The following is an 18,514-nucleotide window of genomic DNA, read 5'->3' as shown; positions in this document are numbered from 1 at the left end:
TATTTTGATAATTAAATTTGAATATTTATATATGAAATATTTTCACTATATTTATCAAATAAATTAATATTTTTTAAATTTATTTCTTGTTTATTGGTTATTAAAATTAAATCATAATTTCCAGCACCAAATATGCCACTAATTTCAATCCGATTTAAGTTATTAATCGGATTTTCAATTTGTAATTCAAATTCACTATTATTATCAATTTGTGATATTTCTTTATAAAATTCTAATTTAGAAAATAATTGAGATTTATTTGAACCATATAAATTTAATGCATTTTCAATTTTATTATTACTAATAATTGCTTTTGTAAAGTATTTTCCATATTCACCATTACCTAATGTTCAATCAGCTGGAATTAATGATGGTATATTGTTACTTTCTAATTCATTTGTAATAGATAATCAATTAAATTGGTTATCATCTAGTTTGAATAATTCATTTTGACTGATATCATTATTTTTTAATTTAATATTATTGGTATCTGTAAAATCAAAATATACAGATTTTAATATAACTTTTATGTCTTTGAATTTTCATATTTCTTTATCATTTGGTTTTATTGGACTTGATTTTAATTCAAAATAATAAGGTAATAAAATCTTATTATCATCATTTAAACCTTTATTAATTGATAATGATGAATAAATATTTTTTGATAACATAATAAATATTTGTTTAAATATTTTCACTTGCTCTAAGTTAATATAATTTGGATATTCAAATTCTCATTGTTTAAATAAATTAGTAATTATTTCATCTGGTTTTTGTCCTGAAAATGTATCACGTAATTCTGCAATTTTATTTTTTGGTTTACCTTTTTCATCATAATCTGCACCTTCAAAATTTCTATTGTAGTTATATGTATAACTTAACATATCTAATAATAGTTTCTGTAAACTATCAATTGGTGGTTTGTCACTTATTTCAACTTCAATATCATCAAATTTATCATATGTAGCAATACTTGTATATTCTTTACCAATTGGACCACTCTGAATTTTTCATACTTCTTTATCTTTAAGTTCTTTCTTTTCTTTTAATGGTCATTCTCCAAAAGAATAAGAACTTAAAAAATATCCTAATCAAGCATGTGTAACTCTTGCGTTTTTAATTATTTCTTTTCTTGTTTCTTTACCCCCACCAATAGCAATTAAATCTAAAACTGATTTTTCTTGTTCTATAAATTGTTTTGCTAAATTTCAAGGTAGTATTTGTTCACTAAATCATTGTTGTAATATTCTAACTTTTGGTTGAGTTTCAATAGGTATTGATAATAGTGGAAATGCTATCTTATCTTTAACAAATAACTTTGGGTATACTTCCATATTATCAACTTCACCAAGTACCTTTATATTGCCAAAAATCATGCTTCTAGGGGCTTTAATTTTTAGACCAGTTACTTTTATATCTTTATCTAATGGTTTTTGTAATTTAATAATAATTGGATAACCATCTCTTGTTTTAAAATCTTTAATTTTAATAATAGTTATGCTTTTAGTACTTCTTGTTTTTGGATTTTGATAAGGTTGTGAATAATTATTAATGATATATAAATTATCAATATTATTTTCAGTTAATGGTTCATTTATACTAACTGCATATAACTTAAATTGATTTAATAAATTTTTTTCTTGGAATATTAAATTTTTAATATCGGTCATACTATATTCAATTGTATTATCATTAATATTAGTGCTTGCTCTTTGATTTAATTGCATAGTAAAATCTGATGTTTCAGCAGCAGTAGTTTTTAATACTTTATCAATATCAATAAAACCAACTTTAATAGTATTTGCTGAAAATCTTAAACTATTATTTTCATTATTTTTAAATAAACTTTCAATTTCATAAATATATAAAGTTCTTAGTTTAAATTCATCATATGCTCTTTTAAGCTCAGGGTCACCTTTGCTATTCATAAGATTAGTAAATTCATAAGGAATATTATCAATTAAATAATCATTTTCTACTTCTGCTTGATTAAGTTTAATTTGCTTCTGTTTCTGTGGAAACTTCGTTTGTGGTTTGTTGTTGTTTTCCATTGTTCTCTCCTATTAATTGGTTATTTTCAGGATTAAATAATTTTAATTTAACTGTTAAGTTATTAATTTCTTGTTCATCATTAATATTAAATGTTTTACTAGTTAATAAATCTTTATCCATACGTACTAATATTTGAATAAATTTAAGGATATCAATATTAAATTGTCATAATTTTTGTTCAATGTAATTAATAGTTGAAATATTTACTGCTGTACTTTCTGGAACTGATTGTTGTGCAGATTTTTTTTGACTTGGTATATGAATACCACAACGTTTAAATATTTCATTAACATTTCAATCATATATATCAGTTAAATTTTTACCTTTAAAATTACTACTTGTCATATTAATATTTTCATTTTTTTCGTTATTATCTCCGCCACTTTTAAATAAATAATTTTTAGTAACTAATTCTCTTAATGCTTGTTCTAATGTTGATTGAACATTACCATAAGTTTGATTAAAAATAAATTTAGGTGAATTTAAAATGGTATCTAAAACAATTTGTTCATAAATAACATCTAATGCTTTAATTTTATCCATTACTTTATTACAATCTGCTAATTCATTTGCTTTATTTCTCATAATTGCTATTGGTATATAGTTAATATTTAATATTTGTTCTTGTTCTAAATTAGGATTATTAATAAATGATTTAAAATTTAAGGGAAATTGTTTTTTATTATCACTAATACTATAAATTGCACGATTAATAGTTACTTGTTCATTATTTAATGTATAAATTTCAAATAATCTTACAGTTTGTGCATTTTGTTGATAACTATCATAAAAAATAGTACATTGAATTAATTTACCAGTAATATCATAAACTCTTTGTTGGATATCTACTACTTGAAAATATAAATCATCATTAGCAATAAAAATTAAATAACCACCAATTCCTAATTTGCTTAATTTAAAAATAGAATTTCAATTTTTTCTATAAAATTCTTGCTGAATTAAGTATTTTTTAATAGTTTCATTATTAATATCTAATGGAGCATTATATAAATTAGCATTATTTTCTGCTACAAAATCAGTGAAATAAGTTTCATGATTAAAATCATTAAAACCAAAATAACTTAAAATTGAAGCATGTGTACTTTTATTTTTATTACTTAAAAATTTTAATTTTTCATTTTGATTATCATTAATATTGCTTTTATCTTTTCTAAAAAATCTACCTAACATAATATTCACCACCTTTTTTTAAAATATTTGATTAATTTTTAATACAATTTTTACAATAATAAATATAATTAAACCAGCAACAGCAGAAGATAATAAAACTCCAATTAAACTTAAAATAATTTTTATAATTTTAAAAAACATAATTTTATTCCTGTAATTCTTCTAATTTTCATACATTACCTTTTAAATTACCTTTTCCAGTATAAATAGTAATCAATTTTGCATGTTGAACTGATAAAATTACTATATTAACACTATCATTAAAGGTTTGTATTTGTACACCAGCAATTTTTATCAGTTATAATAAATTCTTGAATAGTATAAACTGGATTATATATACTTCAAGAATAATAAACTCTATAATGTTTATTCTCTTGAAAATCATAAGTAATTTGTCAATTATCTCATTTATTTTTTTCTCTTGTTCCTACTTCTTTTCAATTTGAACCACTTGGACTTGGTTGTGGTTGTTTTTCTAATATTTCATTAATTGCTTGTAATAATTTTTTATTTTGAGTTTTTAATAATTTATATTCATTATTTTCTAATAAATCCCTACAAAGTAATGAATTTTCTTCATCATTTAATGCAATTTCATTTGTTTCAGTATTATATTTAAAATAATCATTTGAAAATTTTTTATCTTTTATTTTTTCTTTTAATTCATTAATAGCACCGGCAATAGTTTTATCAGTAGTTTCTAAATTAGGAATTTCAGTACCAATAGTATTAATAGAAAAAGCATATTTAAAATGGTCTTTATCCATTTTATCTTCTAATTTTTTATCTATTTCTTCTTTTTTATAATAATCAGATAAATCAGTTTTACCACCACTAGCACTAATTTTATTATTTTGATCAATAGTTATATTAGTACCAGCAGTTAATTTATCTTGTTTTTTATCTAATAAATTATTAGTTTCTGGTTTTGTATAATAATCACGTTCAGTATTTTCTTCTGCTATAAATTCAGTTGGTGTATCTATTCCTTGATATTGATATATTTCTTCTATATCACCAATTAAATTAATTTTTCCACGTTCAGGATAAGAATTACCGCCACCACTAAATTCTTTCTTTTTATTGTTATAGTAAATCGTTCCGGTATTTAAAATTCTTTTATTTTGGATTTGTTCACTATACGTCATGGAATCAACATTTAGCAATTCAAATTCATTAAAAACATTATTTAAATAAATTTTAATTACTTTATAAAATTTCATAAAGTTATTTTCTGTTGAATATTGATAACTGATTTTAATAAAATATCATTTAAATATTTCTATATTATTATTTTCAACTTTTTTTCATAAAGGACTAGTTTCAATATTAAATCAATTATTTTTAACATCATTAATATTTTTATTTGCTTTAATTAATTCAGTATTTAATTTGGTAATTTCATTTTCATTAGTAGTAATTCGTTTTTGTTGTTTAGCAGAAAAATCACAAGTTGGTGCATGTGTATAATCACCAATTTGTGGATTATTTTGTAATGCTTCTGGTGGTAATGTACCAATTTCATCAGGTCAATCTAAAATCATTGTTTCAGTTTCTTTATCATAATCAGTTGCAACATAACCTTTATTAATAAATTTACTAACAGGACCTCTATATATTTCATTTTCATTATCATCAACTAAATCATCATATAATTTAATTTGTTTTGATAATGTAAATTCTTTTTGTTGTTCAATTAATTCATCAACTTGATTTCTAGTATAAAATGATTTTAAGTCAATTTTTTCAATATCTATTTCATCATCATTATAACTTGATAATATTTGTTTTAATTCTGTTAGTCTTGCTAATATTTTCATTCTACTAGGTGCTAAATCTCATACATTAATTGTTGGAAGACTACTTGCACTAAATTGACTACCATTATTAAATTGAATAGTAGCATCAACATTAAATTCAATTGGTGTACGATTGAAAACTCAATGTTCAGTGGTTACATATACCATATCTCTTAATGTTTCTTTAATTAATTCATCTTTGAAACTATCAAAAGAAAATTTAGATAAAATAAAACCAAGATAAGCATTAATATCATTTTGAGCACGAATAGCAAAAGTTTTAAATCAATCATTAACAATTGGTCATGTTTGTATATATTGCTGTGGCGTTTCTGTAATTTTTCCAGTTAATGGATATCAGTTATTATAATTTTCAAGACTGACACCAGTTCAAAGTTTATTAATCATAATTTATCATTCCTTAAAAAATGCTTGTTTATAATGATGAGTATGTTTTTTTGTTTTTTTATGTGTTATATGCTCAATTTCTTTTTGTATTTTATTTTTGCTTTTTTTTAATTTTTTCTTACTTTTTGCTATAACTTGACTATATGCAAATTTTTCTAAATGATGTAATAATCCAGTACCAAATAAAGTATTAACTGATAACTTTAAACCAACATTTTTAAATGATTTATTAATATTTTCAATAGGATTATTAATAACATTAACTACTTTATGATAAGTTCTAATAGTTCTAAATATTTCTCTATATACTTTAAAACTATCTCTAATTACTTGTTGTACCACTGGTGGAGCAAATGCTATTGCTTTTAATCATTTATTATGATTAACACCATAACCAATGTATCAACCACTATATCAACGATATCAATGAAATGGATGTATTTGAGTAACAAAAGTTTTTGCTTTAAGAATACTATCAACAACTGTAATTGGTTTATATTTAGGATTACGATGATAAATAGTAATTGCACATTTATCTAATGACAAAGGTTGAATTTTACAACCCATAAATACTGGTGAATTTAATGGAATTAATTGTGCATGTTTAATTGCTCTTTTTTCTGCACTAGTAAATAAATCAGTTGCTTTTTCTTTTAATTTATTAATTTTTTCAAATGCTTGTTTTTCTAACTTTTCAAATTTTTCTTGTAATTTATATATACTTTCTCTTATTTTTTCAAAATATGGTGTATCTTTTCAAAATTTATTTAAACCTTTTTTTAAATAAAATCTAATATCAAAATATTTAAAAGTTTGATTTGCTTTTAAAACAAGTTGATGAATAACATTATTTTTAAAATTAAATTTAATAGTATTAGCACGAATTTTTTGTAAATCTAAAATTAAAGTTTTTCCATATCTATTTTCTGTATGTATTGTATGAACTAAATTTAATCAATCATGTTGATTCATTTTTAATACTTCTTTTAAATCAGTATTAAATTTTTTTAAAAAGTTATTTGCTTTTTCAATATCTTTAATTTTAAATTTAGGAGTTAATTGTGGACTTAATTTTATTAATGTATTTTGTAATAATAAGTGTTCCATTAATTTTTCTGTTTCTAGTTTTTGAAAATTATTCTTATATTGTCTTTCAGCAAAATATCCTAAATCTCGTAATACTGTTTCACGATTAGGAGTAAAACTATAATTAATTAAATAACGTTTATTACCAATAATTTTATCTGTTAAAATTTCTTTTCCACTTACTTGACTAATAATTTCTTGTAAGTTTTTTGCTTCTTTAATACCAACTTGTTCTAATGTTTTAGTTTTTTGTGCTAACTTAATAAAATTAGTCGTACGATAACCACGACTAATTTTATTAAGTCCAGCAAATGCTGGTAATATATTAAAAAAAGTATTTAATGGTGTTACATTTCCTTTTAAATAATCATAAACTTGATTAATAGTAAAATCAGTTAAAAATTCTACACCAACAGCACTAATACTAGCAATTAAATCACTTGCACCTAATCCAAGGGCTACACTTTCACTTAATCCACCAGTAAAAGGAGCAAGTGCTACTGCTATAACTTGTACACCAATCATTTCTAAAATTTCTCATCAAAAACTTTTGTTTTCTTGTTGGTTACTTGTTCTAGTATGTTTTGGTTTATTTATGTTTAAAAGTATTGCTGTACTAGTTGTACCGATTGGCATAATATTAATTTCCTTTATTTAAGAGTTATTTTAATTGGATTTGTTGTTCCTTTATAATTTAAGTCATTAACATTAGCAGTAATGGTTATATATAAGTCACCTGCTTTTTGTTTTTGATTACTTACATTAGTTTTTCCTTGTGCATCACTAAAATATTTAATAGTTGGATTTGTTAAATTAGGATTTAATGATTTAAGTTCATTAGTACTTTTTATTTGTGTATTTAATTCACTATTATTGTTATTAACATTTGCAGTAATATCAGTTGTTAAACTTGTAATTTTAGTTTTTAAATGAGTTTTCTCTGTTTTAATAATTCCGCATAACATTCATCTTGATGTTGTTTCATTATTGGAAATATAAGGTATTGATTCTCCAACAACTTCACCAGCAACTTTATATGCTCTTCCTGCTTTATCATCTTTAATAAAGTCTACATAAATAATTGTTCTTTCTAACATGTATCTTTTCATTGCTCTTGGTGTTGCTAAAACAAAAGTCATTAGTTGTTGTTCATTTTTATCATTAGTAAAAATCATATAGTCATCAAGAACGATTTCACATAATACACCTTTTACATATAAATTATTTCCATTTAAACGTAATTGTTGCGCTAACTGATTATCGGTGATTAAACCTTTATTATCTGCTAAATAAACTAAACTATCATAAAGACCATTAGTAATAAAAAATTTACTATTTGCAATGTTTCTAAATTGAAACAAAGTATTTCAAGCAGATAACATTGATTTTAAATATCCTATTGGCGTTGTATCTTCAATATCTATTTTAGTAGCAGATTTTGCAATTGCTTGTGTATCATCAATTGCTAATTTATCTGCTAAATCATTTGCAACTTCATATTGCATACTATCTAATAAATTTTGTGCATTATTTGCATTTAAATCTACATCTGCAATAATTTTTCCTGCAAGATATTTTTTAGTTATTTTTTTACTAATTTTATCTGTATCAACATATGGTAATTCATATCTTTTGCTTTTGTCATCTCAAGCAATAATCTTAACTTCTGGTTTTTTTGGTTTTTCAACAATAAATTCAATATTTACTGAATCAACAATTTCAGTAGGAAAAAAGTTTGCCCATGGACTATTTGAAATTTTAAAAAATTCTATAAATTCTGGTGCTTCTACTAATCTCTCTGTATTGTCTAAATTTTGATTAAATGGTACTGACATTTTATTTCTTCCTTTCGTTTATAAATAATTTTTCTTTTTATAATTAATTAAAAAAATTTTTTTATCATTTGGTTTATTATTAATAATTATTTGTTTATTACCACCTGTATTAATTGTTTGTTTAAATACTGGTTGTTCTTTAATCATTTTTTTAATAGTTTCTTCAATTTTTGAATTTTGTAAATTATTAGTTTTAAATTTTAAATAATCATAAAATTCAGTTTTAACTTGATATTTTTTAAATATATTAATTATTTCTTTTTCTTTAATTTCTTGATTAAGTTTATTTAACTTATTTTCTGCTTCATTAACTTTATTTTCTATTTCTTGTTGAGCATTATTTTCAGTTAAAGGTTCAGTTGTTTGTTGAACATTATCTTCATTTTCTAACATTTACATCACCCTTTATTATTTATTTTCTTTATTAATTTTTTCATTTAATTTTGCTAATTTTTTTTGATGTTTTATAATTTTGTTATTTGCTCTAACATGTTTTGGAGTTGTGATAAATCTTTTTAATAAAACATTAATTTCTCTGCAAATTAATGTTCCAACACTTGTTCCAATAATTATTAATTCATGTAAAAATTCTTTCATCTGAATATTTTCCTTTCAATTGTTTATTTTTAATTATTCATCAAATTGACCACCATTAATTCTTTCAATCATTGATTGTGAATTACTTATAATTTCTACTAATACAGATATTTCTTTATTGAATTCTTCTATTCTTTCTTTATATTTTTTTATTTCCTGATTATAATATTCAATTATTTTTTCTTTATTCATAAATTATTCACCTCCTTTATAAACTCATGTGATTATAATCTCAATTTAATGAAGCATTATCATTATTTAATGGTACTTCGCTCATATTATCACTACCATATTGACTAGTTGTTTCACTATTAATAGTAAATCTATTGTCATTAATTAATCTTGCAGTTTCATCATGAAATGATGTTTCTTGCATTTCTTCATTATGATGTGTAGTTTCCATAGGTAATAAATTATGAATAATTTCAGAAGCACCAGCAACAATAGTTGGAACTGCATAAGCATTATTAAAATCATTATTAATACCCATAGCAACACCACTTGATATTAAACAACCATCAGTAGCCATATTACAAATCTTTCTTATTGTTTCAAATTTATTAGGTATTAATTCAGTTAATCCACTAATAAGATTTGAAATACCATAAGCATTTAAACTAATATATGTATCTCAATCCATTAATGACTGATTTTCTTGTTTATTTAATAGTAATCATGGAGGACCTTCTGTTGTAGTTGTAGTAGTTATTGGAGTTGGTGTTGTTGGAATAATAGGATTAATATTATTTTCTGTTCATTTACTATAATTTGCTAAACCAATTGTTCCTAAACCTAGTAATATTTTTTTACTACTATTAATTAATTTAGTTTTAGTATTTGGTCTTTGATTTAAATTTCAAATATCTAAACCTAATTTTTTACCAAATAATAAACTATTAATTGAACCTAATACTGGATTTGCAATTACTGGACCATAATAAGCACTTGTTCCTATCATTGCACAAATTGGACTTATACCAGTTCTAATTAATTTAGTTAAAGTATAATTTGATTGTGTATTTTCGTTTGGCATTTTACTCTCCTTTATTTGTTTTTATTAGTTCTCTTATAACATCTAATAAAGAATCTACTAAATAAGAATTTAATTCAAATTCATAATTTCTAATTTTAATTTTTTCCTTCTGCATTTATTTATTCTCCTTTAATTTCAATAACATAATCAATTGTTATATTTTTGTAATTATTTAAATGAGTTTTACATAATCCTAATTTTTTATCTTTTTTAATTGAACAAACATATATTTCTTGCTTACTATTATTATTTTTACAACCATAAATATCACAATATCATAGTCATTCATAATCATTAATCATTTTATTTTCCTTTAATTTTCTAATTTTTTAATTGTTACCTTAATTCAACCTTGATAAACATCATTATCACCAACTATTAATGCAACATTACTTTCTGGGTCAGAAACAATTATGTGTTTTGATTTAACATTTGGGTATTGTCTTAAAATAATTGCTCTAATATCATTATTTGTATGAATTGCTTTTGGAAATGGTGATAATATTTCAATTTCATCTTTATTTTCAAACAAAGTAGGTAATATTATCATTAATTATTCTCCTTATGTTTAATTTCTTTTGATATTTCATTTAATATTTTTAATACTTTATATTCATTTTTTAATTCTTTAATAATAAATATTAAAAATATTATTAGTGTTATGCTTGTTATTAATATTGGTACTATTAATAAAATTTTTCATAATATCATTTTTTACTCTTTTCATTTTTTAAATCATTTAACATTTATTGAACAAAATGCACGATTTTTAGGAATGTTTAAAGTATTAAAGATTTGACCAGTTACTATAATTTCATCGTTTTTGTTTAATAAAATACATCGTTTATAAAATTTTGAGTTATTAAAAATTAAAGTAACATAGTTTAAACCATTTCATTGACCACGAACACTATAATATAATTCTTTATTACCTTTTTCGTAATATTTTGCTTCAATAGTGTTACTCAGTTTTACTGTTAATTTGACATAATTTGCTTTCTCTTTCATTTTTATAATTCCTTAAATAGTATTGAATATGCTTATAAGCATCTTGTTCATGTTTTGTTAATTTTATATTTCCTTTATAATTTTCTATTTTGTTTTTATTTTTTGGTTCACTTTCTAAATAATCTCAATTCATAATATCTTCTACTAACACCATTAATGCACCAATAATTTTAGGTGTTGCTAATGGATTAGTTAATAATTGTTTTGAACTTAAAAAGAAATTTTCTACAATAACTAATATTTTTTTATTATCAAAATGTTTTTTAATTAATTGAAAATATTCTTTATACATATTTTTAGTTCATGAAACTTTTAATACATTAAGTGTTTCATTAAAAACAATATTATTAGTTTCATTTGAATATATAACAATTCCATTATTACCAATACCAGCGGGGTCAATTCCAATAATTAAGTCATATTCCATTATTAATCAAATTCTCCATTATTGATTTTTTGTATTAACGAATGATATATTGCATCAACATTTGTACTTCTATATCCATCATTTTCAATTTTATTTTCTAAATATGTAATGAACTTTGCTTTATCAATAAAGTTATCAATTTTTTTTCATAAACCGTTATATAATATGTCATTATTTTGTTTAAGTAGTTCTATTTTTAATTTTAATGAATTAATTTCTTGGTCTTTATTCATATTTATACCTCCTACTTAACCTAATATTTAAAATACAGTCATAACAAATTGCTTTACTATTTTTATCTCTTAAAAAATATTTTCTTGTTTTTATATCATTAGTATTAAAGAATAAATAATCTAATTTATTTTGTTTACATGTTCAACAAAAATACTTTTTCATTATGAGTTGAAGTTTCTTTATAAGAAGTAACTATATAATGAATTGCTAAATCATTTTTATTATATGGATTATTTATTTTAAAACTTTTTCTGTTTTCTTCTCACGTAATGTTATATTTAAAACAAGGATTAGTAATTTTAGTTTTGTTATCTGTTATTTCACTTATAAATCAACTATTATGCTGTTCATAAAATATTAGTGGTTCAAGTTTTATATCATTAAGATAATATTCTTTTGGAGCAATTGGTTTATTAACAGTTTTTTTTGGTCTTTAATATATGGTTCTAATAATTTTATTAATTCATTACCACTTAATTCTCTTTTAATATTTTCTAAATTAAAAACTCAATATGTGTAACTGTTATCAACAATAAAAGAATTATTTTTAATCATTCATTTTGGAAGCGATAATTTATATTCAACATAATCAATAAGAATAGATTGTGGTTTATCTTTAACAATTTGTTCTTTTTTAAATTCTATTTGCATAATAATCCTCTCCTAATATGTTCTGTTGCTTCTAGCATAAAGAACATATATTTTGATTTTTAGATTATTAATAATACTACTATTCGTTTTATTTATTCCAGTAATTCTGGGCTCAAAAATAAATTGTGAAATTTTAAAAAACATTGAGGCATTCGATTCAATATTTATTTAATTTGTGTTAAACAAATTAATATTTTAATTGAATCGAATGCCTCAATTTTTTTTATAAGTTTGAAATTTATTTTCTCGCCCAAAAATTTTTTCAAAAAAATAAAAAATAAAACCAACACTTGCTCACTGGGGAGTGGCAAGGTTGGTTAAATAAAGAATAGAATTAATATAGTAGGTTCCCTAAGCAGGTCTATATATACTAGTTTCCAATTCGCTCCCACCCCAAGAATTACCATTTCTGGTTAGTATATTTTATTAGGTATCACTCCACTTTTTATTTATCCATGCAAGTCCACATGCTAGCTACTATTTTTAACAACTGTGTTGTAGTTCACTTTTTTAGTTCCCTAACACGTGTTGATAATAGCGTTAAAGACGGTTATTAAAAATTTTAAAATTTTACAATTACACAAAAAAAAGACAAGATTTTTATTCTCGTCTTTTGTCATTTATTTTTAATTCAAGGGTTTAAAAAAGAAAGGAGCTATTTCAGGAAAATGAGTTGTTATCGACATCTTCGACACGCTCCCTTTTTTTTCAATAACTCCTGAAGTTGCATGTCTAATACCAGCAATAATTTCTGTCAGTGTTGACTTACTACTACCATTTGCAACAATGATTCCAATTCGCTCACCAGCTTTAATTTGAATATTTAATTTATTTAAAACCGTTTTATCACCGTATACTTTAACAATGTCAGTAGCATTAATTAGAAAGTCACTATTTTTAATTCTTTTTTCATGTGTTGTTTCTGTTAAATTTGTTTTGGTTTCTTTTTCTAACATTTTTTATTTGCTCTCTTTTCAATTTAAACTACTATTTTCACTATCTAAATTTGGTTCTAATAAATCATTATATATCATCTTGCTGCTGTTAACAATTAAAATATGAGTAAATCATTTTTTATTTTTAGTTAAGTAATATTGTTAATACTTTTTAAATATGTTTTTAAAAGTTATCTTTTTTATAAAAATTTCAATTAATAGCATTATTTATAACACTATTTTAAAATAGTGTATTATTACGATAATATTAAAAGAATATAAGTTTTTAACCATTTACTTTATTTTTGAAAGTAAGTGGTTTTTTTATTTCTAAAAAGAAAGGATAGTATAAATTATGAAAATTTTTAATCCAAATTATTGATTTAAAGTATGAACGTTAACTGTTTTTAGTTTTGACCAACAAAATAAAAAAACACATGATCTATCAATAGCAATACCTATGACAAATAATGAAATGATAACAAGAAATCAATTGTTAATTGATAATAAAAATATTACAACGATATTAGATTTTAATTTAAATAGAATTAAAAGGGAAACTAATTCAATTGATAATATAAATATAATGAAAATTTATGAATTAAATTTATTAAAAATTCAAGCAATAACAAAAGAACAAATTCAAAACATTCAAGTATGAGATATTACAATAATTACAGAAAAACAAATACAATCATTTACCAAAAAACAAATGAAATCGCTTGAATCATCTCAAATTCAAGCATTTACACCAATTCAAATTCCATGATTTAAACTAGAACAAATCCCATGATTTACTTCAGAACAAGTCCAGTATTTTACACAAAAACAGATTCAATCCTTTACAGAAGAACAAATTAACAAGTTTACACCAGAAAAAACTAAATTATTTTTATGAGAAGTTTTTTGATTAACACCGACACAATTTTCAGAAATAGCACCAGAGCAAATTTCAAAAATTTCTCTAGAACATTTTTTATTATTAACAATTTCTCAAATTAAAGCATTGACCCCAATACAAATTAAAGCATTAACAAAAGAACAAATTCAAATTTTTACAATACAACAAATTAAAGCATTTACAGAAGAACAAATTAAATCATTAACAAGAGAACAAATTGAAGTTTTTACAATACAACAAATTAAAGCATTGACCCCAATACAAATTAAATTTTTTAAACCAGAACAAATATCATGATTTAAACCAAAACAAATTTCAAAATTTACAGAAGAACAAATTTCAGAATTTACGGAAAAACAAATTCAAGAGTTTTTACCACTACAAATTAGATCATTGACCCCAGTACAAGTTAAATCATTGACGAAACAACAAGTAAGTTCATTTTATTTATGACAAATTTTAGAATTAAAACCAAGTCAATTAGTGCAACTATCACCATTGAAAAAACAATATTTTACATTAATTATAAATGGTAATAGTTTTAACATTAAAACATGAGATGGTAAAATTAAAAGTTGTATACATGAAGCAGGACATATTATGAATGATTTTAATTCTGATTTTTTTAAAGATTTTATTATTTCAATGGAAGTTTTTAATAGAGAACACGTTACAGGAATAACCAAACTTAATATTACTGGCAATATAACAGATGTTGAAAATATACAATTATATATTCTTGACTTAGATCTGTACTTGGTGGTGCTTCAGCTGAAATAGTTATGAAATATCCGTACCCTTATCGTCGTAATGGTCATGAAGTAGCGCCAAATATAAAAATAGTGCATGAAATGTTAGTAATAAAAAGAAGGCAAATTTCAAATTTAGATTTTCAAATTTTAATTGAACAATTAAAAAAGGATTCAATAAAAGTAATAGAAGATAATAAAATAGCATTTAGTAAAATAATCGAAATATGTAGTATTTTCAGTAAAGTTACTAAAGAAGAAATTGAATATATTTTTAAATATAAAAGTTTGCCAGTAATAGTCGAAAATATAAAAAGTCAAATTCAACAACGTATAGATAATATTGATTGAAATGAAATAAATTCATTTGATTTACAAAGTATAAAAAAAGTATTAGTAAATGCCAAAGATAATTTTGTTGGAAATGAATGATTATTATTTTTAGCCTGTGTTATTTTTGTTTCAATGGGGTTTGGTTTTGTTTATAATAAACCATTTTCTTTAAAATCACAAATCGATAAAACAATAGCAGAAAATAATTTAGAGAATTTAACAGAGTTAGTTACTATTGAACGACAATTTCATCAAACAGAACTAAATATGAAAACAGTATCTCTAATTAATAATGTAAGTAATGAAGATTTAGATCAACATCAAAAAGAAATTGAACAAGAAATAAAGCATCATAAAGGAGAAATAATTCCTTTATTACAAGATGAAATAATTTCAATAAATAATGTTGATTTTGCAAATCAACATTCAATAAGTGAACATAGTAGATTGTTATTTACTTAAATGGTTTTAATAATTATTATCATTAAAATTAGAATATATGTCATTAATTTAATTAATAACAAAATATTTTTCTTTTTAAATGTTACAATTAATTTTAAAAATATTAAGGAGGAAAAAATAATGAAGAGTGATGAATCTCATAAACGATTGTCATTAAAAGAATTTGTTTGATTAGGTTTTAATTATGCAGTAGGAATTGGTTTTATTGGTAATTTTGCAATATTATCTAATATTGGAAAACCTAATTCAATTGGAATTAATGCAATATGAGTGTATTTATTAATTGGTTTTGTGGCGGATAATTGTGCATGAGCTTTTGCAAAATTATCTAGAATTCATAATTCTGATAATAATGGTGGTGCATATATCTATGTTAGGACAACTTTTGGTAGATTCTGAGGTTGATTAGTAGGTTTTATGCAATATGCTTGTTTACCATTTGTTGTAACAATTCAAGTAATGATGTTAATTAGAGGAACTTTTTCTCCAGAATTTATTAGTAATGGTCAACCACAATGGTATAGTGCTAATTGAGGACCATTTTCTGATTTATATTTAGATTTCATTGGAATTTTTATTTATATGATTTCAGCTTCTGTTATTTTTGCTGGGATTAAAATATATAAAAAAATGGCACATACAACATCAATTATTAAGTGATTAACAGCCGGATTTTTAGTTATTGCTGGAATTAGTTTAGCAATAACTAATGGTTCATCAAATTGAAATTATTGAACTACTGAGAGTACATTTTCTTTTGCTAGATTTATGAATACTTTTACTTCATGTTTCTTTTTCTTTGCTGGTTTTGAAATTTTTTCAACAGCAGATAAAAACGTTAATAACCCTGAAAAAAATATTGGTAAAGGTATTACTTTAATTATGATAATTATGACAATTTTCTATGTTGTTATTTCATTAATTTTCTTTTTAGGATATAGAGTCTTTGTTCAAAATATGAATATGGGTGCGTGAAGTCCTTTTACAAGCAAAATAATTATCTATGGTGGTCCAATTATAATGATTATTAGTGGGTTAGCTTTAAAAATTAATATCGCAATGCAAAACGCTTTATATGGTGGTACCACATTACAGCCGCTTTCTAAAGAAGGATATATTTCTAATAAGTTATTTAATTTAAATAAAGATGGAATTCCTGTTAAAGCAGCAGTTATTAATTTAATAGTAACATCTGTTATGTTAATTTTATCATCAGCTTTTTCTGTAATTACAATGTTTATTTATATCATGGTTTTAATTACAGTATTAAAATTAGCATTAGATAAAAAATTAAAACTAAATTGATATGAAAAAATTACTTTTCCATTTATTTTAGTAACTTTAGGTTTAATGTTTGTTTGACATTATTATTCTATTATTTATGATGCAGTTACAGCAACTGATTCAAGTGCAATAGTTGCTATGGTTATTGAATTAGTATTTATTTTAAGTAATGTGATTTTTGCAATAACTTGATACTTTGCTTATTACTATAAAAAATATAAAATTTGTTTAAAAACAAATCCTAATTTACAAGTAGAATTGAATAGTGAATTTACTTTTAATTTAGAACATCAAGCAAAATTAGCAAAATGTAATAGTTAATAAAAAAATAAGTTTTTTTATATTTGTTGTTTATTTCTTCTTTTAAATTATTAATTATTTTGTATTCTTGTTCTCAATTTATTTTTATTTGATTTTTTTCTTCAAGTGTTTTCTTAAATTCATGTTGATGTTTATTTATTCATTCATTAACTTTTTGCATTTTTTCTCCTTATTAAAATGAAAAGGTATTTATTTAAAATAATTAAACTTATATTAAGTTTATAAATAATTATACTATAAGAAATTAAAAAAATTAGAAATTTTATAGTTAAATTTTTGTTTTTTATTTTATAAAAAATTTTTTAAATGTGATAAATCTATTTCTTTTTCATAAAGATTTTGAATACCAATTTTATATTTATTTAAAATTGAACTAAGATTATCAATTTTTTCTTGTGTATCTAAGCGAATTAAGATTTCATTTAAATCTTTAATATATTTAAATTGATATTGATATTTTGTTAATATAGTGGCTGTTAATGGTAAATTGTTGGTAGTCAAAATAAAAATTTTGCCAACATCAAATTTTGCTATTGGTCCACTATAAAGCATTTTTCCCAAATCAATAATAGTACAATCATCAATAATATCTTTAACCTCGTTAATCATATGAGTTGTTAAGAAAATAGTTTTACCTTCTGCTTTTAATCTTTTTAATACATTTGTAAAATATTTTCGTGACTCTGAATCTAAGTTTGCACCCGGTTCATCAAGAATTACTAGTTCTGGATCATGTGCTAAGGCTTGAATTAGCATAATTCTATTTTTCATTCCTGAAGAGAAAGAATTTAAACCCTTATTACGATGTTCTCATAAATTAAAATTATTTAATAATTTTTGTAAATTAACTTCTAGAGCACTATCGGTAATAGTGGTTGTTTGTCCTAAATATTTTAGAAAATTATAAGCTGTTAAACCTTGTGGAAAGTTTTCTAAATTTAAGGAATAACCTAAACTTAATTTTGATTTTGCACTTCCTGCTTTGTAATCATTAACCTTAATTGTACCACTGTATCTGTTACTAGGCATTGCACCAATGATAGACTTTAATAAAACAGATTTTCCGCTACCAGATTGACCAACCAAAGCATGAATAGTTCCTTTAAATACAGTAAAATTAATATTACTAATATTAAACTTTTTAAATTTTTTGTTATAGTTTCTGACACTAATTATAATGTCTTCTGTAGTTCCCATAATAAGTTTTC

Annotated in this window: 24 protein-coding genes; 3 read left to right on the top strand and 21 right to left on the bottom strand. The window is 22.5% G+C overall.

Going from position 1 to position 18,514, the window contains the following annotated elements; translation table 4 throughout:
- Positions 1–11 precede the first annotated feature (11 nt).
- The 19 genes from AACK81_RS06050 to AACK81_RS05960 all read right to left on the bottom strand — a co-directional run bounded on the left by AACK81_RS06050 (position 12) and on the right by AACK81_RS05960 (position 13,277).
- Complete coding sequence (locus tag AACK81_RS06050; protein WP_338960614.1) at positions 12–2,051, bottom strand: hypothetical protein; 2,040 nt, start codon at positions 2,049–2,051, stop codon at positions 12–14.
- Entirely contained in the window at positions 1,996–3,243 is a 1,248-nt protein-coding gene (locus AACK81_RS06045) for a hypothetical protein (protein WP_338960612.1), read from the bottom strand. Before AACK81_RS06045 ends, AACK81_RS06050 begins: the two co-directional genes overlap by 56 nt.
- Positions 3,244–3,261: 18 nt before the next feature.
- Positions 3,262–3,384 carry a hypothetical protein gene (locus tag AACK81_RS06040; RefSeq protein WP_338960611.1) on the bottom strand — a complete coding sequence of 41 codons (123 nt, stop codon included), beginning with the start codon at positions 3,382–3,384 and terminating at the stop codon, positions 3,262–3,264.
- Between the two features lie 119 nt (positions 3,385–3,503).
- Positions 3,504–5,450 carry a hypothetical protein gene (locus AACK81_RS06035; RefSeq protein ID WP_338960609.1) on the bottom strand — a complete coding sequence of 649 codons (1,947 nt, stop codon included), beginning with the start codon at positions 5,448–5,450 and terminating at the stop codon, positions 3,504–3,506.
- A gap of 3 nt (positions 5,451–5,453) precedes the next feature.
- Positions 5,454–7,172 (bottom strand): hypothetical protein, encoded by a 1,719-nt coding sequence (locus AACK81_RS06030; protein ID WP_338960607.1) that lies wholly within the window; start codon positions 7,170–7,172, stop codon positions 5,454–5,456.
- A 14-nt stretch (positions 7,173–7,186) separates the two neighbouring features.
- A complete protein-coding gene (locus AACK81_RS06025; RefSeq protein WP_338960604.1) occupies positions 7,187–8,371 on the bottom strand; it encodes a hypothetical protein in 1,185 nt (394 codons plus the stop codon).
- Between the two features lie 18 nt (positions 8,372–8,389).
- The gene (locus AACK81_RS06020) at positions 8,390–8,764 is read right to left on the bottom strand and encodes a hypothetical protein (RefSeq protein ID WP_338960602.1); all 375 of its coding nucleotides are present in this window, start codon (positions 8,762–8,764) and stop codon (positions 8,390–8,392) included.
- A 15-nt stretch (positions 8,765–8,779) separates the two neighbouring features.
- Positions 8,780–8,968: a hypothetical protein gene (locus tag AACK81_RS06015; protein WP_338960599.1), complete on the bottom strand. Its 189-nt coding sequence runs from the start codon at positions 8,966–8,968 to the stop codon at positions 8,780–8,782.
- Between the two features lie 33 nt (positions 8,969–9,001).
- Positions 9,002–9,160, bottom strand: coding sequence for a hypothetical protein (locus AACK81_RS06010; protein ID WP_338960597.1), 159 nt, complete (start codon positions 9,158–9,160; stop codon positions 9,002–9,004).
- A 16-nt stretch (positions 9,161–9,176) separates the two neighbouring features.
- On the bottom strand, positions 9,177–10,001 hold the full coding sequence (locus AACK81_RS06005; RefSeq protein WP_338960594.1) for a hypothetical protein: 825 nt from the start codon (positions 9,999–10,001) through the stop codon (positions 9,177–9,179).
- Positions 10,002–10,120: 119 nt separating this feature from the next.
- Positions 10,121–10,303, bottom strand: a complete 183-nt coding sequence (locus AACK81_RS06000) for a hypothetical protein (protein WP_338960591.1) — start codon at positions 10,301–10,303, stop codon at positions 10,121–10,123.
- 11 nt (positions 10,304–10,314) lie between these two features.
- Positions 10,315–10,551 carry a hypothetical protein gene (locus AACK81_RS05995; protein ID WP_338960588.1) on the bottom strand — a complete coding sequence of 79 codons (237 nt, stop codon included), beginning with the start codon at positions 10,549–10,551 and terminating at the stop codon, positions 10,315–10,317.
- Complete coding sequence (locus AACK81_RS05990) at positions 10,551–10,712, bottom strand: hypothetical protein (protein WP_338960586.1); 162 nt, start codon at positions 10,710–10,712, stop codon at positions 10,551–10,553. The genes AACK81_RS05995 and AACK81_RS05990 overlap by 1 nt, the downstream gene beginning before the upstream one ends.
- 3 nt (positions 10,713–10,715) lie before the next feature.
- Positions 10,716–11,009 (bottom strand): hypothetical protein, encoded by a 294-nt coding sequence (locus AACK81_RS05985; RefSeq protein WP_338960583.1) that lies wholly within the window; start codon positions 11,007–11,009, stop codon positions 10,716–10,718.
- Entirely contained in the window at positions 10,963–11,436 is a 474-nt protein-coding gene (locus AACK81_RS05980; RefSeq protein ID WP_338960581.1) for a hypothetical protein, read from the bottom strand. Before AACK81_RS05980 ends, AACK81_RS05985 begins: the two co-directional genes overlap by 47 nt.
- Before the next feature lie 2 nt (positions 11,437–11,438).
- Positions 11,439–11,669 (bottom strand): hypothetical protein, encoded by a 231-nt coding sequence (locus tag AACK81_RS05975; protein WP_338960578.1) that lies wholly within the window; start codon positions 11,667–11,669, stop codon positions 11,439–11,441.
- A complete protein-coding gene (locus AACK81_RS05970) occupies positions 11,662–11,832 on the bottom strand; it encodes a hypothetical protein (protein WP_338960576.1) in 171 nt (56 codons plus the stop codon). Before AACK81_RS05970 ends, AACK81_RS05975 begins: the two co-directional genes overlap by 8 nt.
- 210 nt (positions 11,833–12,042) lie before the next feature.
- On the bottom strand, positions 12,043–12,321 hold the full coding sequence (locus tag AACK81_RS05965) for a hypothetical protein (protein ID WP_338960574.1): 279 nt from the start codon (positions 12,319–12,321) through the stop codon (positions 12,043–12,045).
- 626 nt (positions 12,322–12,947) lie between these two features.
- On the bottom strand, positions 12,948–13,277 hold the full coding sequence (locus tag AACK81_RS05960) for an ATP-binding cassette domain-containing protein (protein ID WP_338960573.1): 330 nt from the start codon (positions 13,275–13,277) through the stop codon (positions 12,948–12,950).
- Between the two features lie 334 nt (positions 13,278–13,611).
- On the opposite strand from AACK81_RS05960, the gene AACK81_RS05955 reads away from it, so the two are divergent.
- The 3 genes from AACK81_RS05955 (at position 13,612) to AACK81_RS05945 (ending at position 17,306) form a co-directional block, all read left to right on the top strand.
- Positions 13,612–14,937 carry a hypothetical protein gene (locus AACK81_RS05955; RefSeq protein ID WP_338960570.1) on the top strand — a complete coding sequence of 442 codons (1,326 nt, stop codon included), beginning with the start codon at positions 13,612–13,614 and terminating at the stop codon, positions 14,935–14,937.
- 2 nt (positions 14,938–14,939) lie between these two features.
- A complete protein-coding gene (locus AACK81_RS05950; RefSeq protein WP_338960568.1) occupies positions 14,940–15,701 on the top strand; it encodes a hypothetical protein in 762 nt (253 codons plus the stop codon).
- A gap of 120 nt (positions 15,702–15,821) precedes the next feature.
- The gene (locus AACK81_RS05945; RefSeq protein ID WP_338960565.1) at positions 15,822–17,306 is read left to right on the top strand and encodes an APC family permease; all 1,485 of its coding nucleotides are present in this window, start codon (positions 15,822–15,824) and stop codon (positions 17,304–17,306) included.
- On the opposite strand, the gene AACK81_RS05940 is transcribed toward AACK81_RS05945, so the two are convergent.
- Together AACK81_RS05940 and AACK81_RS05935 are read right to left on the bottom strand one after the other, a co-directional pair.
- Positions 17,263–17,466, bottom strand: coding sequence for a hypothetical protein (locus tag AACK81_RS05940; protein ID WP_338960562.1), 204 nt, complete (start codon positions 17,464–17,466; stop codon positions 17,263–17,265). The genes AACK81_RS05945 and AACK81_RS05940 overlap by 44 nt on opposite strands.
- A 128-nt stretch (positions 17,467–17,594) precedes the next feature.
- Positions 17,595–18,503, bottom strand: a complete 909-nt coding sequence (locus AACK81_RS05935) for an ABC transporter ATP-binding protein (protein ID WP_338960561.1) — start codon at positions 18,501–18,503, stop codon at positions 17,595–17,597.
- Positions 18,504–18,514: the final 11 nt, after the last annotated feature.

The sequence above is a fragment of the Spiroplasma endosymbiont of Lasioglossum villosulum genome, from assembly GCF_964020195.1.
GTDB classification, from domain to species: Bacteria; Bacillota_I; Bacilli_A; order Mycoplasmatales; family VBWQ01; genus Spiroplasma_E; species Spiroplasma_E ixodetis_A.
Note: the sequence above shows the minus strand (reverse complement) of the source record. Positions and strands in the feature narration are given on the sequence as shown.